The organism is Microbacterium sp. LTA6, from assembly GCF_045690355.1.
Classification (GTDB): domain Bacteria; phylum Actinomycetota; class Actinomycetes; order Actinomycetales; family Microbacteriaceae; genus Microbacterium.
The window spans coordinates 3478332-3501676 of sequence record NZ_CP147855.1; the positions used below are offsets into that span (position 1 = coordinate 3478332).

Below are 23345 nucleotides of genomic sequence, written 5' to 3' on the forward strand. Positions count from 1 at the left end.
GCAGAGGGGCCATGACACGCAAGAAAGGTCAATGAAGACATGACTGAAGTCAATCTCGGTCTCTACTTCCTCTCGGAACTGGTGGGCACAGCGATGCTCGTCCTGCTCGGCTGCGGCGTCGTCGCCAATGTCGTGCTGGCGAAGAACAAGGGGTTCGGTGGCGGATTCCTGATGATCAACTGGGGATGGGGCCTCGCGGTCTTCGCCGGTGTGCTCGTCTCGGCATACTCCGGCGCGATCCTCAACCCGGCCGTCGGAATCGGCCTCCTCGTCGCCGGCAAGATCACGTTCACGATGTTCCTCGTCGCCACCGGCGCCGAGCTGCTCGGCGCGATCCTCGGCGCGATCGTGTGCTGGGCCGCGTACAAGCAGCACTTCGACCTCGAAGAGGACCCGGCGAACAAGCTCGGCGTCTTCTCGACCGGCCCCGCGATCCGCTCCTACGGCTGGAACCTCGTCACCGAGGTCATCGGCACCTTCGTGCTGGTGTTCGTGATCTTCGCCTTCGCAGATTATGGTGACATCGAGGTCGGCACGCCGGGAGGCCTCGGCCCGCTCAGCGCACTGCCCGTCGCCCTGCTCGTCGTCGGAATCGGCGCGTCGCTCGGTGGTCCCACCGGCTACGCCATCAACCCGGCCCGTGACCTCGGCCCGCGCATCGCGCACGCGATCCTGCCGATCAAGGGCAAGGGTTCCAGCGACTGGTCCTACTCGTGGGTTCCGGTCGTCGGACCGCTCATCGGTGGTGTGCTCGCCGCTCTCGCAGCCCCGGCGCTGCTCGGCCTCGCGTAACCCATTCGCCGTCCACCACTCTGACTTCAAAGGAGAACACTATGGCTGACTACATCATCGCCATCGATCAGGGAACCACGTCCAGTCGCGCGATCATCTTCGACAAGAAGGGCAGCATCGTCGAGACCGGCCAGAAGGAGCACGAGCAGATCCTTCCTCGGGCCGGCTGGGTGGAACACGATCCTGCCGAGATCTGGCGCAACGTCCAGGAAGTCATCGGCCAGGCATTGAGCCGCGCCGACCTCACCAGGCACGACATCGCCGCGATCGGCATCACGAATCAGCGCGAGACGGCAGTCGTGTGGGACAAGACCACCGGGCAGCCGATCTACAACGCGATCGTCTGGCAGGACACCCGCACGCAGCAGATCGTGGATCGTCTCGCCGCCGAGGGAGGCGTCGAGCGCTTCAAGCCGGTCGTCGGCCTGCCGCTGGCGACGTACTTCTCCGGCACGAAGATCGCCTGGATCCTGGAGAACGTCGACGGTGCTCGCGAGAAGGCGGAGGCCGGCGATCTGCTCTTCGGCACCACCGACTGCTGGGTGCTCTGGAACCTCACCGGCGGCGTTGACGGTGGCGTGCACGCCACCGACGTCACCAACGCCTCCCGCACCATGTTCATGGACCTCGAGACTCTCGAGTGGCGCGACGACATCCTCGAGGCATTCGGTGTACCGCGCTCGATGATGCCGGAGATCCGTTCGTCCTCCGAGGTCTACGGCAAGGCCGAGGATTCGTCGCTCCTGCGCGAGACCCCGATCGCCGGCATCCTGGGCGACCAGCAGGCCGCCACGTTCGGTCAGGCTGCGTTCAACACCGGTGAGAGCAAGAACACCTACGGCACCGGTTGCTTCCTGATCTTCAACACGGGCGAGGAGATCGTCCACTCGAAGAACGGGCTGCTCACCACTGTCGGCTACAAGCTGGGCGACGGCCCGACGCACTACGCGCTCGAAGGCTCGATCGCCGTCACCGGATCGCTGATCCAGTGGCTGCGCGACCAGCTCGGAATCATCGACTCGGCTCCCGAGGTCGAAGAGCTCGCCAAGCAGGTCGACGACAACGGCGGCGTCTACATCGTTCCCGCGTTCTCGGGTCTGTTCGCGCCGTACTGGCGTCCGGACGCACGCGGTGCGATCGTCGGGCTCACCCGCTACGCCAACAAGAACCACATCGCGCGCGCCGCACTGGAGGCCGTCGCCTACCAGACCCGCGACGTGCTCGATGCGGTCAATGCGGATGCCGGTGTGGATCTGACCGAGCTCAAGGTCGACGGCGGCATGGTCGCCAACGACGCGCTCATGCAGTTCCAGGCGGACATCCTCGGCGTGCCGGTCGTTCGTCCGGTCGTCGCCGAGACGACGGCCCTGGGTGCGGCATACGCTGCCGGACTCGCTGTCGGCTTCTGGGACGGTCTGGACGACCTCTCCGCCAACTGGCAGGAGGACAAGCGCTGGGAGCCGTCTATGGAGGACGCCGAGCGCGACCGCCAGCTGCGGTTGTGGCGCAAGGCCGTCACCAAGTCGATGGACTGGGTCGACGACGACGTGAAGTGATCTCGCATCGCTGAGAGGGCGGGCTCGGAGGATTTCTCCGGGTCCGCCCTCTTCGTCTGCAACGCGGATGAGTCAGTCGAGCGCAGCGAGGAAGGCTCTCGCGACACTGCGGGGTGAGGCTGCATCCCATGCGACGTACTCGACGCGATGCGGACCATCGAGCACCTGTTCGGACACCACGTCTGCGTGCGATGTCGCGACGGTGCCTGGTGCGAGGAGGGAGACGGCGAGACCGGCAGCGACCAGCCCCAGGATGAGTCCTGCAGAATCCGCCTCGAACGCGACGTCGCGCTCCAGACCCGCCGCGGCGAACGCCGCATCGCTCTGTGCCCGACCGGACGTCCCCGCGGGAAAATCCGCGAAGACCTCTCCGGCGAGATCCCCCAGCACCGCATCGCGCCCGACGAGCCGATGTCCGCGCGGAAGAGCGACCACGAGACGTTCGCGGGAGAGCGAGCGCACCTCCACTCCCGTCGGGACGCTGTCCTCGTGCAACCCGAGGAGCGCGACGTCAAGATCTCCGCGCTGCACGGCGGGGACGAGGGCGTCGCTGTTTCCGACCCGAAGCTCTACCCGCACGGCAGGATGCGCGGCACGGAACCGCACGAGCAAAGCCGGCAGATCCACGGCCGTGACCGTCGGGATCACTCCGAGCCGGAGCGTTCCGACGACGTGGCCCGCAGCCGCTGCGGCGTCTTCCCTGGCTGCATCCGCGGCGGCAACCGCGATCCTCGCCTGCCTGACGAAGGCCTCCCCCGGCTCGGTGAGCCGTACACTTCGGCTGGTCCGCGCGAAGAGCCTCTCTCCGATCTCACGCTCCAGCGCCGCGATCTGATGGCTCAGCGCCGACTGGGTGACGAAGCAGCGCTCCGCTGCACGAGTGAAGCTCGAGGCATCGGCCACCCCGACGACGTAACGCAGTTGCTGAAGGTCCATACGTTCATGATTGCTCTTCATGGATGCGGTGACAACTATGTGTTGGACTCATCAACTCGGTTTGGACAGGCTGGAAGCATGAACCGCCTGACCCTCCTGCTGATCACCGCACTCGCTCCGATCGCCTGGGGCACGACCTACCTCGTCACCACCGAGCTGCTCCCCGTCGGGCATCCGATGTTCGCCGGTCTTCTGCGCTCCCTTCCCGCCGGACTCATCGCGGTCGCCGTCAGCCGGACCCTCCCTCGCGGCGGCTGGTGGTTCAAGTCTTTCGCACTGGGTGCGCTCAACATCGGGGCCTTCTTCCCTCTCCTCTTCCTTGCCGCCGAACGGCTGCCAGGAGGGGTCGCCGCGGCTGTCGCCGGGGTCCAGCCTCTCATCGTGCTCTCGCTCGGGGCTCTCGTCCTGAAGGAGCGGATCCGGCCGATCACCGCGGCGGCGGCCGTGGCCGGCGCAGGCGGTGTCGCGCTCGTCGTGCTCGGCCCGGCGGCACGGCTCGATGCACTGGGCATCCTGGCTGCGCTGGGCGGCGTCACCGCCACAGCGCTCGGCATGATCCTCACCAAACGATGGGGACGGCCCGTCGGCGTCGGACCCGTCGCCTACGCAGGATGGCAGCTCTCGGCCGGAGGCCTCCTCCTGCTCCCGCTCACACTTCTCGTCGAGGGGACGCCAGCTTCGATCGACAGCGGAGCCGTCCTGGGTTATCTGTGGCTGGCAACAGCGGGCGGGATCATCGCGTACACGCTCTGGTTCCGCGGAATCCAGAAGCTGCCGATGATCGCATCCGGTCTGCTCGCTTTGCTCTCCCCGGTCGTGGCGACGCTCCTGGGAACGCTCGTCGCCGGTGAGTCCTTCACGCCGATCCAGGCAGTCGGATTCGCGATCGCACTCCTCGCTCTGATCGGCGGACAGCTCTCCGTCCGCCCCGCCCAGAGCCCGCAACCTCCGCTGGTGGATCCGAACGCCGCGACGGCTCTCACCGTCGGCCGTTGATCGCGGCTCAGCCCTTGCCGAAGAGCTTCTGGATCTCGGCGAGGTCGGCCTCGCTCGGCGCCTGAGCCGCACCACCGCCGAGGCCGAAGCCGGAGCCGGTCGGCTGCGCCGTCGGGAGCCCGGCGTTCTCGGCTGCCCGCTTCGCCGGGTTCCCGGAGCGCGAACCGCTGACCGCCTTGCCCTTCTTGCCGCGCTTCGAGGAGGCGCCAGGGCGCCCCATGCCCGGCATCGCACCCATTCCGGGGATGTTCGGGGTGCCGCCGCGCGCGACGGTCTTCATCATCTTCGCGGCCTGCTCGAAGCGCTGAACGAGCTGATTCACGTCGGTCACCGTCATCCCGGAGCCACGCGCGATGCGCAGTCGACGCGAGCCGTTCAGCACCTTCGGGTTGCGCCGCTCACCCGGCGTCATCGAGCGGATGATCGCTTCTGTACGGTCGATCTCGCGGTCATCGAAGTCTTCGAGCTGCTGCTTCATCTGGCCCATGCCGGGGAGCATTCCCAGCATCTTCTTCATCGAGCCCATCTTCTTCATCTGCTGAAGCTGGTCGAGGAAGTCCTCCAGGGTGAACTGCTCGGTTGCGAGCTTCTCGGCCATCTTCATGGCCTCTTCCTCATCGAAGGCCTGCTGGGCCTGTTCGATGAGGGTCAGGATGTCGCCGAGGTCGAGGATACGGCTCGCCATGCGGTCGGGGTGGAACGGCTCAAGGTCTTCGAGACGCTCACCGGTGGAGGCGAAGAGGATCGGGCGCCCGGTCACGGATGCCACGGAGAGTGCCGCGCCACCGCGGGCATCACCGTCGAGCTTCGACAGCACGACACCGGTGAAGTCGACGCCCTCCTGGAAGGCCTTCGCCGTGTTCACGGCATCCTGTCCGATCATCGCGTCGATGACGAACAGGACCTCGTCCGGGTTCGTGGCCTTGCGGATGTCGGATGCCTGCTTCATCAGCTCGGCGTCGACGCCGAGGCGTCCGGCGGTGTCGATGATGACGACGTCGTGCTGGTGCCGACGGGCGTGCTCGACGCCGTCGCGGGAGACCTTGACCGGGTCACCCACACCGTTGCCCGGCTCGGGTGCGTAGATGGTGGCGCCGGCCTGCTCGGCGACGACCTGCAGCTGGTTCACCGCGTTCGGGCGCTGGAGGTCTGCGGCGACGAGGAGCGGCGTGTGCCCCTCGCTCTCGAGCTGCTTGGCGAGCTTGCCGGCGAACGTCGTCTTTCCCGAGCCCTGGAGGCCGGCGAGCATGATGACAGTCGGTGCGGTCTTGGCGAACTGCAGTCGACGCTGCTCGCCGCCGAGGATGGCCACGAGTTCCTCGTTCACGATCTGCACGACCTGCTGAGCGGGGTTCAGCGCCTTGCTGACCTCGTCGCCGAGCGCTCGCTCGCGCACCTTGGCGGTGAAGTCCTTGACGACGATGAGAGCGACATCGGCATCGAGCAGTGCCCGCCGGATCTCGCGTACGGTGCCGTCGACGTCGGCAGCAGTGAGCTTTCCCTTCGTGCGCAGATTGCGGAAGGTCTCGGTGAGCCGATCGGAGAGCGTGCCAAAGGTAGCCATGGTGCCCACAATCTTACGCGAGCGGAGCCTCTACGCTCAGCGCAGCGCGGAGTTGCTCCCGCGCGCGCTGGTAGCGGCCCCGAGCGGTGGATGATGGGATGCCGAGAACGTCGGCGGCTTCAGCGAGGGTGAAACCGTCTCCTCATGACCTGTCCGGCCGGCCGGAGTTCGTCCGTGCGCGGTTTCAGCGGCCCCAGCGAACTTCATGCACAACGGCGACAGCTTCATCCAGCACCTGCTCCGGCGTGCTCTGCCCGGCTCCACGCACCGCCCAGATGCGCAGCGAAGAGAGCAGCGCCCCCGCGTACGCGGCACCGACGACGTCCGCGCGGATCTCTGCGATGCCTGCTCGCTTCGCGGCTGCCGCGATTCCGCCGGCAAGGCGCGCCTGACGAAGAGCCGAGTCTCGGAGCAGTTCGTCCTCGACGCCCATCGCCGCTGTGTTGCGCAGTGCCAGCGCGAGCGGATCCGGCGCGAAGTCGTGAACCACGGCCACGAGGATCATCTCGACGGCGCTCCCGTCTGCGTCGGCGTCCAATCGCTCAAGGGCAGCGAGAGCGGTCTCGACTCGCGCATCCAGACCCGACCACAGCACGTCGCTCTTCGAGGAGAAGTAGTTGAAGAAGCTCGACCGGCTGACTCCCGCGCGCTGCGTGATGTCCGCCACCGACGTCGCGTCGTATCCCTGCTCGAGGAACAACTCGCAGGCAGCCTCGGCGAGAGTCTCCCTCGACGAGACCTTGGGTCTGCCGGCGCGCGATTCTGTGGCCATCCCCTCACGCTACCGCGACGGCGGCTTCGCGCCGGTCGCGTGCGAGGAGGAGTATTGTTAGACCCGATCCAACTACCTATTCGAAGGTGAAGGCGCATGCTCGACATCCTGACGCCCGGTATCGCTCCGGACTTCGTCCCCTACACCGAAGGGTGGGACCTGCAGCGTCGGGTCCACGCCGACATCGTCGCCGGCGTCCGCCCGGACACACTGATCCTGCTCGAGCACGAGGCCGTGTACACCGCCGGGAAGCGCACGGAGCCACAGGAGCGCCCGCAAGACGGCACCCCCGTCATCGACGTCGATCGCGGCGGAAAGATCACCTGGCACGGACCTGGGCAGCTCGTCGGCTACCCGATCGTGCGGCTTCCCGAGCCGATGGATGTCGTCGCCCATGTGCGCCGCCTGGAGCGGATCCTCATCGACATCCTCGGCCCGTTCGGGGTCGACGGCTACCAGGTCGAAGGACGCAGTGGAGTCTGGGTGCGCCGACCGCTCTCCGAAGACAAGGTCGCCGCGATCGGCGTCCGGGTGCAGCAGGGGGTCGCCATGCACGGCTTCGCCATCAACTGCAACAACACCCTCGCCGGCTTCCGGGGGATCATCCCCTGCGGAATCACCGATGCCGGCGTCACGACGGTCAGCGAGGTGGTCGGCGCGGATGTCTCCCCCGCCGACATCATCGCCAGCGTCACGACCGCGTTCCTCGCCGAGTACGCGGAGGTCGCCGCGTGAGCGCCGCCGCACCGGAAGGGCGAAAGCTCCTGCGCCTGGAGATTCGCAATGCCGAGACACCGATCGAGCGCAAGCCCGAGTGGATCCGCACAAAGGCGAAGATGGGCCCGGAGTACACCGCGCTGCACTCGCTGGTGAAGGAAGAGGGTCTGCACACCGTCTGCCAGGAAGCGGGCTGCCCGAACATCTTCGAGTGCTGGGAGGACCGCGAGGCCACGTTCCTCATCGGCGGTTCGCAGTGCACGCGCCGCTGCGACTTCTGCCAGATCGACACGGGAAAGCCGGATGCCTACGACACCGACGAGCCCCGGCGTGTGGCCGAGAGCGTCGTGCGGATGAACCTCCGCTACGCCACCGTGACAAGCGTCGCGCGAGACGACCTGCCCGACACCGGTGCATGGCTCAACGCCGAGACGGTGCGCAAGATCCACGAGCTGAACCCGAACACCGGCGTCGAGCTGCTGGCGAACGAGCACAATGCCGATCCCGCTTTCCTCGGCCAGATCTTCGACGCTCGCCCCGAGGTCTTCGCGCATAACGTCGAGACGGTCCCGCGCATCTTCAAGCGCATCCGCCCGGCGTTCAAGTACGAGCGTTCGCTCGACGTGTTGACACAGGCGCGGGCTGCAGGGCTCATCACGAAGTCGAATCTCATCCTCGGCATGGGTGAGGAGCCGGAGGAGGTCATTCAGGCTCTGCAGGACCTGCATGACGCCGGCTGCGACATCATCACCATCACGCAGTACCTTCGCCCGACTCCGCGACACCTTCCGGTCGCACGCTGGGTGAAGCCTGCTGAGTTCGTGGAGTTCAAAGAAGAGGCCGAGCGGATCGGTTTCCTCGGCGTCCTCGCGGGCCCACTGGTGCGCTCGTCGTACCGTGCGGGACGCCTGTGGGCGCAGTCGATGCTGTCCAAGGGCCGTGAGATCCCGCCGCACCTCGCGCACATCGCGGAGAGCGCCGATCTCGGCTTCGCGCAGGCCGTCTGACCGGGCCAGTCGGGCGAGGCGACTCGGCGCAACGGAGCGCCGCGTCGCCGCGCTCGACGGATATCAGATGATCGCGGTCAGAACGCCTCCGTCCGCACGCAACGCGGCGCCGTTCGTCGCGGACGATACCGGACTGGCCAGATAGACGACCAGGCTGGCGATCTCCGCGGGATCGATGAACCTCTGCAGGAGTGACGTCGAGTTCCCGGAGATGATGGTGGCCTTCAATCCGTCTACGGGCACGCCCTGCGCCTGCGAGATCCGACCGACGACATCAGCCACCCCATCGGAATAGGTCGGGCCGCCGAGGATCGCATTCACCGTCACCTCGGTACCGCGCGTGAGCTTGGCGAGTCCGTTGCTGAGTGCCAGCATCGCCGCTTTGGTGACGCCGTAGTGCAGCATGTCCACCGGGACGTTCACCCCCGACTCGCTCCCGATGAAGATGACGCGGCCCCTCCCCCTGTCGAGCATGCCGCCCAGCACGTGCCGGGAGAGCCGCACGCCACTCATCACGTTGACGGCGAAGTAGCGCTGCCATTCGTCATCCGCGATATCACTGAAGGGCGCGACCTCGAACAGCCCGACGTTGTTCACCAGTACGTCGACATCGCCCAACGATTCCAACAGGTGCCCCACCTCTGCGGGGTCCTCGAAATCCGCGACGATGCCCTCCACGTCTGCTCCCGGCACCTGCGCCGCGAGCCGCTGCACGGCACTCTGGACTTTCTCCTCGCTACGCCCGTTGATCACGACCGACGCGCCCTCGTCGAGAAGCGCTCGCGCGATAGCGAATCCGATCCCCTGGGTGGAACCACTCACAAAGGCCCTCTGGCCACTCAACTTCAGATCCACGATTCTCCCGTTCACTTGCTCAGTCAAGTCAAGTGTCACTTGCTTTACTTGCTCAGTCAAGTTAAATGGGAAGCGAGACGTCGGCGCATCGCGTAGTCTGACGGCATGGCAGCACACGACTCACCAGCCGCGCTGAGTGGAGAGGACCTCGAGACCTGGGCGTCACTCGCCACGGTTCTGGAGTGGTTGCCTGCCGCTCTCGATGCCCAACTGCTCCGCGACTCGGAGATGACGCACTTCGAGTACGGGATCCTTTTCGCGCTCGCCAGCGCTCCTGAATCGACACTCCGCCTGAGCGTGCTCGCAACCCATGCGAACAGCTCGCTGACGAGGCTGTCGCGTGCGGCGACCCGCTTGCAATCCCGAGGATGGATCCAGCGTGCACCCGACCCTGACGATGGTCGGTACACTCTGGCGATCCTGACCGCGCTCGGACGCGAGAAGTTCGACCAGGCGACGCCCGGCCACGTACAGACGGTCGATCAGCTGGTTCTCAACCCGCTGACCACGTCACAGCGACGGCAGTTGCGCGAGATCAGTCGCCGCGTGCTGCGGGCGATCCGCACGGAAGAAGGCTGGCAGCCGACGTCGTTGGCCGAAACCCCTGGCGGTTGATCCGGAGATCCAGGACCGCGGCGAGCCTAGTCCGCGCTCATCACCGACTGCACGCTGCCGTCGGATCCGAGATTCACCAGCAGGACGTCGTCGGTGGAATCAGCATCCAGTGCGTATTCGAGGACGGCGAACGGCTCTGACCCTCCATGCTCGTCGGCGAGAATCGTCATGCTCATGAGGCGGAGCGACCGGATGATGTCGACCGCCGGGTCGCCACTGACGTCGACCAGGACTTCAGCCAGTTCTTCGCCGTAGACCTCCTGCTGCTGGAGGATGTACTCGGTCACTTCGCTGGCACGATCGTCGACCTCGGCCAGCATTCCGCGGCGCGCCACGGCATCTACGTTCTCCAGTCCCGAGATGAGAGACGCAGCGATGTCGAGGGCGTCAGACGATACGTCTTCCTGATCTGGCGCGGTGAGGTCGACAGTGACGGACTGCTCGCCCAGCTCCACCGTCTCGGACCAGAAGATCGATCCGTCAGGCCCCGACGAGAGGAGTCCGAAGTAGTCGTGTTCGATCGCCATAACGCTATGAAACCAGTCTCTTGGGTGCCGCGGTAGTCCCGTCGTCAGTTGACGAGGGCGGAGACGAAAACATGAGGGGTGAAACCGGTGAGATCATCGATCCCCTCGCCTTGCCCCAGAAGCTTTACGGGGATGCCGGTGCGCTCCTGCACCGCCAGGACGAAGCCGCCCTTCGCGGAGCCGTCGAGCTTGGTGAGGACCAATCCGGTCACCCCTGCATGCTCGAGGAACGCCTCGGCCTGCATGACACCGTTCTGGCCGGTGGTGGCATCCAGGACCAGGAGCACCTCGCTGATCGGCGCCTGCTTCTCGATGACCCGGCGGATCTTTGACAGCTCGTCCATCAGCCCGCCCTTGGTGTGCAGGCGACCAGCGGTGTCGATGATCGCGATCTCGATGCCCTCGCGCTGCGCGAACTCGACAGTCTGGTAGGCGACGGACGCCGGGTCCTGGCCCTCCTGCTGGGGGCGGACGATCGCCGCTCCCCCGCGCTGCGCCCAGGTGGCGAGCTGGTCGACGGCCGCGGCGCGGAACGTATCTGCCGCGCCCACGACGACACTGCGCTGGTAGCCGCGCAGGAACTTGGTGAACTTGCCGATCGTGGTCGTCTTGCCGACACCGTTCACGCCGACGACGAGCACCACGGCCGGGCGTTCGGTGAGCTTGAGTGTGGTGTCGAACTTGGCGAAATGCTCTTCCAACGTCTCCCGGAGCATGCGCTGGAGATCCTGCGGATCCGTCGTGCGGTAGCGATCGACCTTGTCGCGCAGCTCCTGCACGACCCGCTCGCTGATGTCCGGTCCGAAGTCGGCAGTGATGAGGGCGGTCTCGAGGTCCTCCCACGTCGTCTCGTCGATGGTGGGCTTGACGAACATGCCGCGCAATGCGCGACCGAGGGACCAGGACTTCTCCGCCATGACACCAGCCTACGGGTAGCATCCTGAGATGCTTCACGAGCGCGCTCCGTGAGCACGGCTCGGACCTACGAACGCGACGAAGCTCAGCCTGCCGCGGCGCGATCGCCGACGCGCTGGCCGACGACGGCGGATACACCGTCCTGTCGCATGGAGACGCCGTACAAGGCATCAGCGATCTCCATCGTGCGCTTCTGATGCGTGATCACCAGCAACTGCGAACTCTCCCGCAGTTGCTCGAACACGGTGAGCAGACGCCCGAGGTTGGCGTCGTCGAGCGCTGCCTCCACCTCATCGAGGATGTAGAACGGGCTCGGTCGCGCCTTGAAGATCGCGACGAGGAGCGCAACGGCTGCCAGCGACCGCTCTCCGCCGGACAGCAGTGAGAGGCGCTCGATCTTCTTCCCGACCGGACGCACAGAGACATCGATCCCCGTGGAGAGCATGTTCTCCGGATCGGTGAGCCAGATGCTGCCGGATCCGCCAGGGAAGAGCAGCGGGAAGACCTCGCCGAACGCCCGCTGCGTGTCCTCGAAGGCGTCCGCGAAGATCGTCTGCATCCGCTCATCGAGATCGGCGATGATCGTGAGCAGATCCTGGCGAGTCTGCGTCAGGTCCGCGAGCTGTTCGGTGAGGAACGCGTGACGCTGCTCGAGCGCGGCGAACTCCTCCAGCGCGAGCGGATTGACTCGACCGAGCTGAGCGAGCTTGCGCTCCGCCTCGGCGAGCCGTCGCTCCTGGATGCGGCGATCGAACGGGATGGCAGTGTCATCTTCATCGCCGTCCTCGATCACGGCGAGAGGATCGCGCGGCACAGCCTGGTCCGGTCCATATTCCGCAACGAGAATATCTTCGTCGAGGGCGAGTTCAGAGCTCACGCGTTCGAGCAGGCTCGTCAGGTGCAGCTTCTTCTCGTGGATCTGCAGTTCGAGTCCGTGCACGCTCTCGGTGAGTCCGGCGAGCCGCTCTCGCAGCGACGTCTCCTGGGCCCTGAGCCCGGTGAGCTCCGCGTTCTGCGCCGAGCGCGCGGTCTCTGCCTCGGAGAGCGCGACCCGAGCCTCCGTCACCGAGCGATCCAGCGAATCCAGGACCCGGGGCAGTTCCTCGACCACTCCGGTCGCCGCCCCGCGCTGCGCGCGGCGGATCACCGCCCGGCGGGCGGCCTCGGCCGCGGCATCCCGCTCCTGCTCGCGCTGGCGTTCCAGACTCGCAACCCGCGCCTGCGCGGCACGCACGCGCTCACGGAGCGTCTCGATCTCCAGACGGGCGCGCACCTCACCTTCGCGCGCCTGCTCGAGGGCCTCGAGCAGATCGTCGCGGGCCGAAGCGTCGAGCACGGGTCGAGGGGCAGAGATCGCATCGTCGAGTTCCGTCTTCGCCTTCGCGGCCTTGGCCTCGGCATCCGCGACCGCCGCTTGGGCCTGACCGAGGCCGGACTCGAGCCGCTCGCATTCCGCGACGGCCGACTCATGGCGCACCGTGACCCGGTTCACGTGCTCGGCATGGCTGGCGAGTGCCGCGTCGTGCTCACGGAGGAGACGCAGCGCCTCCTTCGCGTTCCGCCTTGTGGTCTCGACTGCCTCGTTCGCATCTTCGCGCGCTTCACGGAGCGAATCGACGATTACCTGCACCTCGGCGAGCCGCTCGGATGCCGCATCGCGCTCTGCGGCGAGCTCGAGTCGGGAGCGCTCTCCACCTGATCCGGTGCGCAGTGTCTGAGCGGTGATCACATCACCGGTGACCGTGACGATGGTCGTGGTGCTGTCGCCTGCCGAATCCAGCGCAGCGCGAGCTGCACGAGCGGCCTCGAGATCGTCCGCGATGAGGACGTGGGCGAGGATGCCGAGCACGCCGTTCGGGGCCGTCACCGTCTCGACTGCCGGCGTCACTCCCGCGATTCGGGGCAGCTCCACGGCCGGTCGCAGCGCGTCGGCGATCACGAAGTCGACCACTCCCCGGCGCTGCTCGGCCGCATCTGCGGCCAGGGCGAACGCATCGGTTGCCGCGTCGACGAGAACGCCCTCTGCCAACGAGCCGAGCACAGCCGCCACCGCCGCTTCGAAGCCTCCGCGCACCTGCACCGCGTCGCCGACGAGCCCTCGCACACCAGATGCGCCGGATCTGACGATCTCGGCCGCGCCCCCGGAGATCGCGAGGGCGCTCCCCAGAGCTGCTGCCTTCGCTGTCAGCGCATCCACCTCGCGCTCGGCGGCGTGCAGACGTTCCCGCAGGGTCTCCCGCTCGGCCTCCGACGCGGTCGCCGCACGCTGGGCGCTCTCGTACGCGGCGGAATGCTCGGCCGCCGTACCCTCAGGCGCCTCCGCATCCTCGATCGCATCCAGGGCGTCGGCCGCCTCGCGACGACGCGTGTTCGCCGCCTCCAGAGCGTTCTCCTGCCGCAGCACCGCACCACGGACCGCGGCAAGGGCAGAGGCGGCGGCATCCGCCGTTCCTCGAAGCGTGTTCAGGCGCATGTCGTACTCGGAGACGAGCGCGCTCTGCTCAGCGATGTCGACGTCGAGAGTGTCGAGTTCGGCTCTGGCGTGCACCACCTCACGGCTCGCAGCGACCGCGGCATCCTGCGCATCGCCCAATCCCGCAGAGATCTCGGTGATTTCGTCCTTCGCCTCGTCGATCGTGCTCTGCGTCACCGTGACGGCCGTCACGGCCGCGTCGTCCTCCTCAGAGCCGAGCAACGCGAGACGCTGATTGGCGAGGGTGAACAGCCCGCGCATCCGCTCCTGCACCTGCTCGAGTCCGAACGCGATGCTGCGCGCCTTGTCGACGGCGACCGAGTTCTGATCCTGTTCGAGTCGGACGATGCTCGCGCGCACGCCCTCTGCCTGATCGGAGAGGACGAGGCGCTCGGTGTGACGCTCGTGCTCTGTCCGGGTGTGATCGGCAAGCGCAGTGCGCAGTGCGACGACATCGTCGGCGAAGATCCGCGCCTTGGCATCTCGGACGACGGCGGCGATCGTCTGCGCTTCTCGGGCGATCTCGGCCTGTCGCCCGAGAGGCTTGAGCTGGCGCCGGATCTCGCCTGCGAGGTCGCTGAGTCGAGTGAGATTCGCCTCCATCGCATCGAGCTTGCGAAGAGTCTTCTCCTTGCGACGCCGATGTTTGAGGATGCCGGCGGCCTCCTCGATGAAGCCACGACGATCCTCCGGGGAGGCCTGCAGGACGGTATCCAGTCGCCCCTGGCCGACGATGACGTGCATCTCACGACCGAGACCCGAATCGCTGAGCAGCTCCTGCACGTCGAGCAGACGGCAGTTCTCGCCGTTGATCGCATACTCGCTGGAACCGTTGCGGAACAGCGTCCGGCTGATCGTCACCTCGGCGTATTCGATGGGCAGCAGGCCATCGCTGTTGTCGATCGTCAGCTGCACCTCAGCGCGCCCGAGCGGTCCCCGTGTGGACGTGCCGGCGAAGATGACATCCTCCATCTTGCCTCCGCGGAGCGTCTTCGCTCCCTGCTCCCCCATCACCCAGGCGAGCGCGTCGACGACGTTGGACTTGCCGGATCCGTTCGGACCGACGATGCACGTCACGCCGGGTTCGAAGACGAAGCTCGTCGGCTGTGCGAACGACTTGAATCCCTTGAGCGTCAGGCTCTTCAGATGCATGCGAACCGCCCGCTCATCGGGCGCACACGCGCATGCTTTGAGGACGGATCACGACTTCACGGTACCGGACTCGCCGATCGATGCTTGACGAACACACCAGACGTTCGCTAGCGTGACTGCTCGGATCGCTGTGAAAGGAGGTTACCGATGATGATTACAACTGCTCGTAGACAGGCCCCAGGCCATGTCGCGTCCAGCGCCTTTGCGCTGCGCACTGCCCTCTCGGTGACCGACCCCAGCTTCCGCCTCGTCGCGGCCGCTTAACAGTTCGGCGCGAGAACTCTGCCCCTATCGGGCATTCTCCGCCTTGCCGGCACCACGCCATCGACTGATCTCAGGATCGTCGATCCCTGGTGCTCCACTCCGGAGCACCGCTCCCGCGCCCGACGCATTCCGCGTCGCGCTCCGCATTCTGCGATCCGCTGCGCACCTTGCGCGCCCCGTGCACCACGCACATCCGTACATCCGTACATCCGTAAGAAATCAACTCTGAAACGAGAAACTCGTGAACACCCTCACGCTGCCCCGCAGCGCATCCCACCCGCCCGATACACAGGACCTCACGGTCCTCGAGATCACCGTCCCCAGCGACCGAAGCGAACTCGCGCTCGCCGATCGATTGTCCCTTCGCCTCGGCCTCTGGCTGATGCAGCGGGGACAACGAGCCCGCAGCCGGTCCGAACGACGTGCACAGCGCGCACAGGAGCTCGGTCTTCTGCTCCTCGAGGAGCGGAACCGCCCACCGTTGGAGACATACGCACTGCTCACCCACGACCTGCAGCGTCAGCTGCGCTGACCTGGAGGTCTCCGAATGAGCATTCCGCTCACCGCAGGTGCGACCCTGCATCCGCTCGTGCTCCCCGCACGGGCGGATGCGGGGCCCACCCCCTTGATCCAGGCCTACGCCGAAGCGCGCAACGCTTCGATCCGCGAAACCACCGGCCGTGACGACGACGCCCTCACGGCCGAGGCGCTGATGCCGCTGCTGCGCTCGAGTCCGGAGCGAACGAGGCGCCAGTGGTACGTCGAGCACGACGGCGAGGTCGTCGGCTGCAGCGCGATCAACCTGCTCACCGATGACGATGGCGCCACCGCAATCGCCACGATCGCACTCGCGAAGCGGCTCTGGGGTCGCGGCATCGGCGCTGCTGCATACCGCGAGTTGGAGGCCGATGCCCGCGGCGCCGGCGCAGAGAAGATCCTGCATTGGGCGGAACACCACGATGAAGAAGGCACCGAACTGCTGCCATCCCCCACCGGGTTCGGTGCGGTTCCGCTCGATCATGCCGCCCGGTTCCTGCGGCGGCAGCTCTACGCCCTTGAGCAGGTCGTGCGCGTGAGCGCCCTGATCTGGGACGAGCAGACGCCCGGAGCACTGACCAGACTGCGCGAGGAGGCAGCGGCACACGCCGACGAGTACCGAATCGTGCAGTGGACGCTGCCTACGCCGGCCGAGTACGTAGACGGATACGCCTGGTTGAAGTCGCGCATGTCGACCGACACCCCCGATGCCGAACTCGGCCAGCCAGAGGAGCTCTGGGACGCCGAACGCGTCGCCCGCCACGATGACCGGTACGCGCAGATGAGCCACACGGTGCTCGTCACCGCCGCGCAGCATGTGGCTACCGGCGTGCTGTGCGCGTTCAACGAGCTGTCCATCGGCCCCGACGAGGCATCCGTCACCCATCAGGAGGACACCCTGGTGGCGGCGCCGCATCGCGGTCACCGCCTCGGCATGCTCGTGAAGACCGCCGGCCTTCTGAGCTGGCGTGAGCACCACCCGCAGTCGTCCAGAGTCGTCACCTACAACGCCGAGGAGAACCGGCCGATGCTCTCCATCAACGAAGCCATCGGCTTCGCCCCGATCGCCTACGAAGGCGCCTGGAAGAAGGTACTGACATGACCACGACCACTCTGACGATCACGCCGCTGAGCGTGCCGCAGTCGGTCGATGCCCCGGACGCGGCCGAATTTCTCGCATACGCCGAGTTGAATCGGCAGATCTGCGATGAGGAGGCCGGCCTTCCGGGCCTTGCCCAGAAGGCCGTCGACATGCTTCCGGGTTGGCTCGATGACACCGACGAGGTCAGCCACGGCTTCGTCGCACGCCGCGACGGAGTCATCGTCGGCATGGTCACCGTCTCCTTCGCGCAAGACGAAGGCGCCAGCACGGCCGAGTTCGACCTGATGGTGCCCCACGAGCACTGGGGGCACGGCGTCGAAGACGCGCTCCTCACGTGCGCCGAGGACGACGCCCGGCTCGCCGATCGCCGCGTCCTGCAGACCTGGACCCTGCATCGCCCCATCGAGGGCCCGCGGATGCTCACACCGAAGACCGGGTGGGGGCGGGTGCCCGCGACCGGGCTCACCGCGTTGTTCGAAGCGAACGGCTTCAGCTTCGAACAGGTGGAGCGCAACAGTTCCTTCGACCTGCGAAACGATCCCGCGCCTGTCGCAGGCGCTCTCGCAGAGGCTGTCGAGAGTGCCGGTGCCGCGTATCGGGAGTTCTCCTGGGTGATGCCGACTCCTGTCGACATCAGGGCGGGCTACGCGGCCGCGCTCGCTCGGCTCTCCACGGACGCGCCAAGCGGAGACCTGGAGATCGACGAAGAGCAGTGGAACGCCGAGCGCGTCGCCCGACGCGATGCCCGGTTGACAGGAAGCGGCCAACTCGTTTCGGTGTCAGCGGTGGAGCACATTCCTTCCGGCACGATCGTCGCGTACAACGAGCTCCTGATCGGTGCCGACCGCTCCGAGGTCACGCACCAGATGGGCACCCTGGTCCTCAAGGAGCACCGGGGTCACCGCCTCGGGACCATCGTGAAGTGCGCGAACCTGCTGCGCTGGCGCGAGCTCGCTCCGGAATCTCCCTGGGTTTCGACCTTCAACGCCGAGGAGAACCGCCCGATGCTCGACATCAACGAGGCGATCGGCTTCGTACCGGTCTCGTACGCAGGCGCCTGGCAGAAGAAGCTCTGAGTCGGCGCCGAGGGCGGAGCGGATCTCATCCTGGAGGATGAGGTCCGATCCGCTCTCTTCATTCTCCTGGCCGACGACGCGGCGACCCCCGGCGGCGAGGCTGGAAGCATGAACGTCGCTGCCATCAATCCGCCCGTCATCGAAGCACACGCTCTCACGAAGAGCTTCGGCTCCACCCGCGCACTCGCCGGCGTCGATCTCGCGATCCACCGCGGAGAATCCGTCGCGATCATGGGAGCATCCGGCTCGGGAAAAACGACGCTGCTGCACGTGCTCGCCGGCATCACCGCACCGGATACCGGACGCGTCACCTTCCGCCCTGCCGCCGGCGCTCCGGTCGAGGTGAACGACCTCGGCGAAACCGCTCGCTCTCGCCTGCGCCGCGAGCGGTTCGGGTTCGTCTTCCAGCAGGGGCTGCTCATCCCGGAACTGACCGCAGTGGAGAACGTCGCGTTGGCGTCGATGATCAACGGCGTGAAACGAGCGGAGGCCATCCCGCACGCTGCGTCCTGGCTTGCCGCCCTTGGTCTTGCCGGGATGGAGGACCGAAGGATCGGCGAACTCTCGGGTGGCCAGGCCCAGCGCGTGGCGATCGCTCGCGCCCAGGCTACGGGTGCAGAGCTGGTCTTCGCCGACGAACCGACCGGAGCACTCGATTCGCAGACCTCGAACGAGGTCATGGACGCGCTGCTGTGGTCGACATCGGGTCAAGGACGCACCCTGATCGTCGTGACGCACGACTCGGAAGTCGCGGCTCGCTGCACGCGCACCATCGCGGTTCGTGACGGCCTGATCCTCTCTGCTGGGGTGTCCGCATGAATCCGAGGGTTCTCGCCATCCTGCTCCGCCCCGCTCCTGGTCAAGGTGCAGTGCTCGCGCTCCCGATCGTCGCCTTCGGCATCGTGACGACGCTGGTGCTGACAGTGATCGGCGGCGCGCAGTCCTTCTGGGGCTGGAGCGATGAATACGCTCCGATCTATCAGGCGCTGGCCGCGACCGCCCTGGTGCTCCTCATCGTTCCGCTGATGAGCCTCGGTGGCGCGGCGGCCCGCCTGTCGGCGCGGCGCCGCGATGAACGCCTCTCCACCCTCCGCCTGCTCGGCGTCTCCCCCGGCGGTGTCGCGATGGCGACTGTTGTCGAGTCGGTACTGGTCGCGGGAGTGGGAGCGTTCGCCGGCGTGCTGGGCCACCTCGCCCTCAGCCCGCTGATCGGTCTCATCCCGTTCCGAGGCCAACCGCTCGGTCTCTCAGCCGTCGTGCTTCCGCCGATGCTCGTCGTCGCCGTCTTCGGCGGCGTGCTGCTCCTCGCCACCGTCAGCGCAGCGGTCGGGCTCCGGCGCGTCGTGATCTCACCTCTCGGGGTGCGCATGCGCACCACCGCATCGAACGTGCATTGGATTCGTGCCGTGATCGCCGCGGTCATCCTCGCGATCGCCTTCGCACTGATCAAGGTCTTCCCCTCGAGCGGCGGATTCATCGCCGTGATCATCGTGCTGGCCGCGCTGTTCGCCGGGGCGCTCGCCGTGCTGAACATCATCGGGCCATGGGCACTGAAAGTAGCCGCTTCCCGCCAGCTGCGGCGCGCCGAACTGCCGGATCGTCTGCTCGCCGCTCGGCTCGTCCTGGATTCTCCGAAAGCGGCCTGGCGGCAGATCGGCGGCATCGCCATGGCGAGCTTCATGGCCGTGTTCGCGGGCACCGGCGTCGCGCTGATGAACGTGATGAGCGACGAGAACGCCGCGGCCGGAGACTTGGCGCTCGCGGCGGACATGCACACCGGACTCGTCATCACCCTCGTCGCGTCGTTCCTCATGGTCGCTGCGTCTGTCGGTGTGAATCAGGCATCGGACATCCTCGATCAGCGCGAACTGCATCGCAGCCTCCATCATCTGGGCATGCCGTTGGACACTGTCGATCGTGCCCGCCGCCGGGCGATCATGTCACCGCTGCTGGTCACCGCGATCGGGTCGTCTCTGTGCGCCGGCGCGCTGGTGCTCCCGCTCCTCGGTCTCGCCCTCGTCATCTCCCCGCTCTCCCTGATGACGATCACGCTTGTCGTCGCCGGCGGCATCGGCGTGGTGTGGGTGAGCACGAGGGCAACGCGCCCGCTGCTCGCGCGGTCGTTCTCCGCAGCCTGATCGACGTCGGGTCAGGCCGTCTGCCGCGCGGCGGACGGGCTGACCCGCACATGGATGCTCTTCATCAACGGCTGATCGCTCTGCGCGCTGAAGTCGGCCGGGCCGATCAGGATGTTCATCTCGGGCATGTAGCCGGCGGCACTCCCGCGCGGCGTGTTGTACGCCACCGCGCGATACTGGCGCAGCTCACGGAGTGAGCCGTCCTTCGACGTCGACACGATGTCGACGAAGTCTCCTTGGGCGATACCGCGATCGCTCATGTCGGTTTCGTTCATGAAGATCAGCTCACGGATGTTCTTCACGCCGCGATAGCGATCGTTGTTCGCGTAGATCGTCGTGTTCCACTGATCATGGGAGCGCATCGTCTGCAATACGAGCATGTCCTCGGATGCCGGAAGCACGTCGTACAACGCCGGCAGGGAGAACTCGGCCTTCCCCGACGCCGTCCGGAAGTCGAGTTCGCGCGCCGGTTGCGGGATGCGGAATCCGTTCGGATGCGCGATGAGATCGTTGAACCCCTCGAAGCCGGGGAGCACCTCGGCCATCACGTCACGGATGACGTCGTAATCGGCGACATAGGATTCCCATGGCAGCGGGCTGTCCGGAAGAACCGCTCTGGCCATCCGGGCAATGATGTCGGGTTCGGACAGCAGATGCTCGGAGGCCGGCTTCTTCTTTCCGACCGAGAGATGCACCATGCTCATCGCATCCTCGACGGTCTGCCCCTGCAGGCCGGATTCCTGCTCGTCCCGCTCGGTGCGCCCGAGGCACGGCAGAATCAGCGCCTTCTCCCCGTGCACGATGTGACTGCGGTTGAGCTTCGTACTCACCTGCACGGTCAGATTGCACTGACTCATGCCCTGTGCGGTGTACAGCGGGTCAGGAACCGCAGCGACGAAGTTGCCGCCGAGAGCGATGAAAACCTTGACCGCTCCCTCGTGCATGGCACGGATGCTCGCGACCGTGTCGAGACCGGGTTCCCGCGGTGAGGTGATGCCGAGGACCGCGTCGAGGCGATCGAGCAGCGCCGCGGGCGCGTGGTGATCGATGCCGCAGGTGCGGTTGCCCTGCACGTTGCTGTGCCCGCGCACGGGTGCGGGTCCGGCGCCAGGGCGTCCGATATTGCCGCGGAGGAGCAGCACGTTCGTGAACTCGCGCACCATGTCGACGGCGTGCTCCTGCTGACTCACGCCGAGGCACCAGCTGATGATCGTCTTGTCCGCCTTGAGGTACAGGCCGCCGGCATGACGAAGCTGCTCCTCGGTGAGCCCGGACTGCAGGACGAGCTCAGACCAGGGAGTCGCCTCCACCAGCGCCCGATATTCGGCGAAACCCTGCGTGTACCTCTCGATGAAGTCGGCAGCGAGCACCGAGGGGTCGGCCTCCGCCGCCTCGAAGACGACCTTCGCGACGGCACGCATCAGCGCCATGTCTCCACCCGGCCGCACCTGAAGGTCGAGCGTTCCCGTGGTGTGCGTCTTGAAGAGCGCCATGTCGACGAAGTCGTGCGGCACGATCGTGCGCGTGGAAGCCGCCTCGACGAGCGGGTTGACGTGCACCACCAGGGCGCCGTTCTTCACCGCGTTCGAGAGCGAGGTGAGCATCCGTGGAGCATTCGACGCCGCGTTGACGCCGATGAGGAAGAGCAGGTCGGTGTTCTCCCAGTCCTCGAGCGTCGTGGTGCCCTTGCCTGTGCCGATGGAGGCACGCAGGGCACGCCCGGACGCTTCGTGGCACATGTTCGAGCAGTCCGGCATGTTGTTCGTGCCGTACTCGCGCATCATGAGCTGGTACATGAAGGAGGCTTCGTTGCTGAGGCGACCCGAGGTGTAGAAGGTCGCCTGATCCGGGCTGTCCAGCGCTCGCAGCTCCTCGCCGATGAGGGCGAAGGCGTCGTCCCAGCTGATGGGCGCGTACCGATCGGTCTCGGGGTCGTAGACCATCGGCTCGGTGAGCCGACCGGCATTCTCGAGCTCGAAATCCGTCCAGGTCGCGAGTTCGGCGACCGTGTGCTTCGAGAAGAAGCCACTCCCCACCCGCTTGTGGGTCATCTCCCACGTCACGTGCTTCATGCCGTTCTCGCAGATGTCGAGCCCGAGCCCGTTCTGGTCGTCCGGCCACGCGCAGCCGGGGCAGTCGAATCCCTTGATCGGATGATTCATCGTGAGCATCGCCAGCGCGCCGCTCACCGGCGCTTTCGAGCGCAGCAGCACTTCACCGACGGAGACCGTCGCACCCCAACCGGCCGCCGGGTGATGGTAATCCTTCTGCGACCACGGCCGATCCGTCACCGGCCCATATCCTCCCTGGCGCGGGATCTCAGGCATGAGCCCGAACGCCACGCCCTGCGTCGACTTGTCATCGAGACTGGTCATTGCCCGACCCCTCCAACTGGAGCGCTCCATCGGCGGGCTCTCCTGTTTCTACGGTCACCCGATGCGGGTGCGAATAGACGTTCATCGACCGACCTCGCAGGAAACCCACGAGCGTCAGGCCTCGTGCCTCTGCCAGTTCGGCCGCCAGCGACGAGGGTGCCGAGACGGCGGCCAGAATAGGGATGCCCGCCATGGCGGCCTTCTGAACGAGTTCGAAGCTCGCTCGCCCCGACACCTGAAGCACCGTGCCTCGCAACGGGAGCCGGTCGTTCAGTACGGCCCATCCGACGACCTTGTCGACAGCGTTATGCCGCCCGACGTCCTCTCTGAGTACGAGCAACTCGCCGGTTTCAGCGTCGAACAGCGCAGCGGCATGCAGTCCGCCGGTCTTGTCGAAGACATCCTGTTGTGCGCGCAGCCGGGTCGGGTATGCGGACAGCGCTTCGGCCGTGACCGCTGCTTCGTCGGTCGAGACGTCGTAGCGTGAGACGGTCTCCACCGCGTCGATACTGGCCTTGCCGCACACGCCGCAGGAGCTGGTCGTGTAGAAGGACCGCGCGAGATCGGGGGCAGGCGGCTGCACGCCGGCCGCCAGAGTGAGATCGAGGACGTTGTAGGTGTTCTCGGCACCACCGGTGCCCGGACCGCCGCAGTGGATCGCGGACTGGAACTCGCTCCCCTCGGCGATCACTCCCTCGGAGACGAGAAAGCCGGCAGCGAGTTCGACGTCATGCCCCGGCGTGCGCATGGTCACCGCCAGCGGCGTACCGGCGACACGGATCTCGAGCGGTTCCTCGGCGGCGAGCGTGTCGGCTCGTCGCTGAGATCCGCTGTCCAACGAGATCTTCAGCACCGACCGCCTCGTCGTGATCCGTCCCATATCCAGAGCGTACCCGGGGTACGGCGGCCTGACGATCCGCACCGTGCGTGGAGCGGTACCGTTGCTGCATGGCCTTCCCACCCCTTGTGGCGCCCG

At 66.6% G+C, this 23345-nt stretch carries 21 protein-coding genes; 11 read left to right on the top strand and 10 right to left on the bottom strand.

The annotated features are described in order from the left end of the window. The first annotated feature begins 39 nt into the window (after positions 1–39). On the top strand, positions 40–792 hold the full coding sequence (locus tag LTA6_RS16595) for an MIP/aquaporin family protein (RefSeq protein ID WP_341974968.1): 753 nt from the start codon (positions 40–42) through the stop codon (positions 790–792). A gap of 41 nt (positions 793–833) precedes the next feature. After that, positions 834–2348: a glycerol kinase GlpK gene (glpK, locus tag LTA6_RS16600; RefSeq protein WP_341974969.1), complete on the top strand. Its 1515-nt coding sequence runs from the start codon at positions 834–836 to the stop codon at positions 2346–2348. A gap of 72 nt (positions 2349–2420) precedes the next feature. Here glpK and LTA6_RS16605 read toward each other — a convergent pair whose 3' ends face one another. Continuing rightward, entirely contained in the window at positions 2421–3284 is an 864-nt protein-coding gene (locus tag LTA6_RS16605) for a LysR family transcriptional regulator (RefSeq protein ID WP_341974970.1), read from the bottom strand. A gap of 78 nt (positions 3285–3362) precedes the next feature. On the opposite strand from LTA6_RS16605, the gene LTA6_RS16610 reads away from it, so the two are divergent. Continuing rightward, positions 3363–4280: an EamA family transporter gene (locus tag LTA6_RS16610; RefSeq protein ID WP_341974971.1), complete on the top strand. Its 918-nt coding sequence runs from the start codon at positions 3363–3365 to the stop codon at positions 4278–4280. 7 nt (positions 4281–4287) lie between these two features. Here the strand turns inward: LTA6_RS16610 and ffh are convergent, their stop codons facing one another. The 3 genes from ffh to LTA6_RS16625 all read right to left on the bottom strand — a co-directional run bounded on the left by ffh (position 4288) and on the right by LTA6_RS16625 (position 6616). Further along, entirely contained in the window at positions 4288–5844 is a 1557-nt protein-coding gene (ffh, locus tag LTA6_RS16615; RefSeq protein ID WP_341974972.1) for a signal recognition particle protein, read from the bottom strand. Positions 5845–5857: 13 nt separating this feature from the next. Beyond that, entirely contained in the window at positions 5858–5944 is an 87-nt protein-coding gene (locus LTA6_RS16620) for a hypothetical protein (protein WP_407359295.1), read from the bottom strand. An 84-nt stretch (positions 5945–6028) separates the two neighbouring features. Beyond that, entirely contained in the window at positions 6029–6616 is a 588-nt protein-coding gene (locus LTA6_RS16625; protein WP_341974973.1) for a TetR/AcrR family transcriptional regulator, read from the bottom strand. Positions 6617–6712: 96 nt separating this feature from the next. On the opposite strand from LTA6_RS16625, the gene lipB reads away from it, so the two are divergent. Both lipB and lipA read left to right on the top strand, forming a co-directional pair. Continuing rightward, the gene (gene lipB, locus LTA6_RS16630) at positions 6713–7351 is read left to right on the top strand and encodes a lipoyl(octanoyl) transferase LipB (protein ID WP_341974974.1); all 639 of its coding nucleotides are present in this window, start codon (positions 6713–6715) and stop codon (positions 7349–7351) included. Continuing rightward, the gene (gene lipA, locus LTA6_RS16635) at positions 7348–8340 is read left to right on the top strand and encodes a lipoyl synthase (RefSeq protein WP_341974975.1); all 993 of its coding nucleotides are present in this window, start codon (positions 7348–7350) and stop codon (positions 8338–8340) included. Before lipB ends, lipA begins: the two co-directional genes overlap by 4 nt. A gap of 63 nt (positions 8341–8403) precedes the next feature. Here the strand turns inward: lipA and LTA6_RS16640 are convergent, their stop codons facing one another. Continuing rightward, on the bottom strand, positions 8404–9162 hold the full coding sequence (locus tag LTA6_RS16640) for an SDR family oxidoreductase (RefSeq protein WP_341974976.1): 759 nt from the start codon (positions 9160–9162) through the stop codon (positions 8404–8406). Between the two features lie 138 nt (positions 9163–9300). Between LTA6_RS16640 and LTA6_RS16645 the strand changes: the two genes are divergently transcribed. Next, a complete protein-coding gene (locus LTA6_RS16645; RefSeq protein WP_407358282.1) occupies positions 9301–9810 on the top strand; it encodes a MarR family winged helix-turn-helix transcriptional regulator in 510 nt (169 codons plus the stop codon). Between the two features lie 26 nt (positions 9811–9836). On the opposite strand, the gene LTA6_RS16650 is transcribed toward LTA6_RS16645, so the two are convergent. From LTA6_RS16650 to smc, 3 genes are all read right to left on the bottom strand, one after another. Further along, positions 9837–10337, bottom strand: coding sequence for a DUF2004 domain-containing protein (locus LTA6_RS16650; RefSeq protein ID WP_341974978.1), 501 nt, complete (start codon positions 10335–10337; stop codon positions 9837–9839). A 44-nt stretch (positions 10338–10381) separates the two neighbouring features. Next, positions 10382–11254 (bottom strand): signal recognition particle-docking protein FtsY, encoded by an 873-nt coding sequence (gene ftsY, locus LTA6_RS16655; protein WP_341974979.1) that lies wholly within the window; start codon positions 11252–11254, stop codon positions 10382–10384. An 83-nt stretch (positions 11255–11337) separates the two neighbouring features. Further along, on the bottom strand, positions 11338–14877 hold the full coding sequence (gene smc / locus LTA6_RS16660) for a chromosome segregation protein SMC (RefSeq protein WP_341974980.1): 3540 nt from the start codon (positions 14875–14877) through the stop codon (positions 11338–11340). 505 nt (positions 14878–15382) lie between these two features. Here smc and LTA6_RS16665 point away from each other — a divergent pair. The 5 genes from LTA6_RS16665 (at position 15383) to LTA6_RS16685 (ending at position 19994) form a co-directional block, all read left to right on the top strand. Continuing rightward, positions 15383–15673: a hypothetical protein gene (locus tag LTA6_RS16665; RefSeq protein WP_341974981.1), complete on the top strand. Its 291-nt coding sequence runs from the start codon at positions 15383–15385 to the stop codon at positions 15671–15673. Positions 15674–15688: 15 nt separating this feature from the next. Beyond that, on the top strand, positions 15689–16780 hold the full coding sequence (locus LTA6_RS16670; RefSeq protein WP_341974982.1) for a GNAT family N-acetyltransferase: 1092 nt from the start codon (positions 15689–15691) through the stop codon (positions 16778–16780). Further along, on the top strand, positions 16777–17856 hold the full coding sequence (locus tag LTA6_RS16675; RefSeq protein ID WP_341974983.1) for a GNAT family N-acetyltransferase: 1080 nt from the start codon (positions 16777–16779) through the stop codon (positions 17854–17856). The genes LTA6_RS16670 and LTA6_RS16675 overlap by 4 nt, the downstream gene beginning before the upstream one ends. A 108-nt stretch (positions 17857–17964) precedes the next feature. Continuing rightward, a complete protein-coding gene (locus LTA6_RS16680) occupies positions 17965–18675 on the top strand; it encodes an ABC transporter ATP-binding protein (protein WP_341974984.1) in 711 nt (236 codons plus the stop codon). After that, a complete protein-coding gene (locus tag LTA6_RS16685; RefSeq protein ID WP_341974985.1) occupies positions 18672–19994 on the top strand; it encodes an FtsX-like permease family protein in 1323 nt (440 codons plus the stop codon). Before LTA6_RS16680 ends, LTA6_RS16685 begins: the two co-directional genes overlap by 4 nt. Before the next feature lie 11 nt (positions 19995–20005). Here the strand turns inward: LTA6_RS16685 and LTA6_RS16690 are convergent, their stop codons facing one another. After that, entirely contained in the window at positions 20006–22369 is a 2364-nt protein-coding gene (locus LTA6_RS16690) for an FdhF/YdeP family oxidoreductase (RefSeq protein WP_407358283.1), read from the bottom strand. Next, entirely contained in the window at positions 22353–23249 is an 897-nt protein-coding gene (gene fdhD, locus LTA6_RS16695) for a formate dehydrogenase accessory sulfurtransferase FdhD (RefSeq protein ID WP_407358284.1), read from the bottom strand. The genes LTA6_RS16690 and fdhD overlap by 17 nt, the downstream gene beginning before the upstream one ends. Positions 23250–23345: the final 96 nt, after the last annotated feature.

Bases quoted from the DNA above. Each gene is read 5' to 3' on its own strand.
- LTA6_RS16595 (WP_341974968.1), top strand. From the start codon at position 40: ATGACTGAAGTCAATCTCGGTCTCTACTTCCTCTCGGAACTGGTGGGC.
- glpK (WP_341974969.1), top strand. From the start codon at position 834: ATGGCTGACTACATCATCGCCATCGATCAGGGAACCACGTCCAGTCGC.
- LTA6_RS16605 (WP_341974970.1), bottom strand. From the start codon at position 3,284: ATGGACCTTCAGCAACTGCGTTACGTCGTCGGGGTGGCCGATGCCTCG.
- LTA6_RS16610 (WP_341974971.1), top strand. From the start codon at position 3,363: ATGAACCGCCTGACCCTCCTGCTGATCACCGCACTCGCTCCGATCGCC.
- ffh (WP_341974972.1), bottom strand. From the start codon at position 5,844: ATGGCTACCTTTGGCACGCTCTCCGATCGGCTCACCGAGACCTTCCGC.
- LTA6_RS16625 (WP_341974973.1), bottom strand. From the start codon at position 6,616: ATGGCCACAGAATCGCGCGCCGGCAGACCCAAGGTCTCGTCGAGGGAG.
- lipB (WP_341974974.1), top strand. From the start codon at position 6,713: ATGCTCGACATCCTGACGCCCGGTATCGCTCCGGACTTCGTCCCCTAC.
- LTA6_RS16645 (WP_407358282.1), top strand. From the start codon at position 9,301: ATGGCAGCACACGACTCACCAGCCGCGCTGAGTGGAGAGGACCTCGAG.
- LTA6_RS16650 (WP_341974978.1), bottom strand. From the start codon at position 10,337: ATGGCGATCGAACACGACTACTTCGGACTCCTCTCGTCGGGGCCTGAC.
- ftsY (WP_341974979.1), bottom strand. From the start codon at position 11,254: ATGGCGGAGAAGTCCTGGTCCCTCGGTCGCGCATTGCGCGGCATGTTC.
- smc (WP_341974980.1), bottom strand. From the start codon at position 14,877: ATGCATCTGAAGAGCCTGACGCTCAAGGGATTCAAGTCGTTCGCACAG.
- LTA6_RS16670 (WP_341974982.1), top strand. From the start codon at position 15,689: ATGAGCATTCCGCTCACCGCAGGTGCGACCCTGCATCCGCTCGTGCTC.
- LTA6_RS16675 (WP_341974983.1), top strand. From the start codon at position 16,777: ATGACCACGACCACTCTGACGATCACGCCGCTGAGCGTGCCGCAGTCG.
- LTA6_RS16680 (WP_341974984.1), top strand. From the start codon at position 17,965: ATGAACGTCGCTGCCATCAATCCGCCCGTCATCGAAGCACACGCTCTC.
- LTA6_RS16685 (WP_341974985.1), top strand. From the start codon at position 18,672: ATGAATCCGAGGGTTCTCGCCATCCTGCTCCGCCCCGCTCCTGGTCAA.
- LTA6_RS16690 (WP_407358283.1), bottom strand. From the start codon at position 22,369: ATGACCAGTCTCGATGACAAGTCGACGCAGGGCGTGGCGTTCGGGCTC.
- fdhD (WP_407358284.1), bottom strand. From the start codon at position 23,249: ATGGGACGGATCACGACGAGGCGGTCGGTGCTGAAGATCTCGTTGGAC.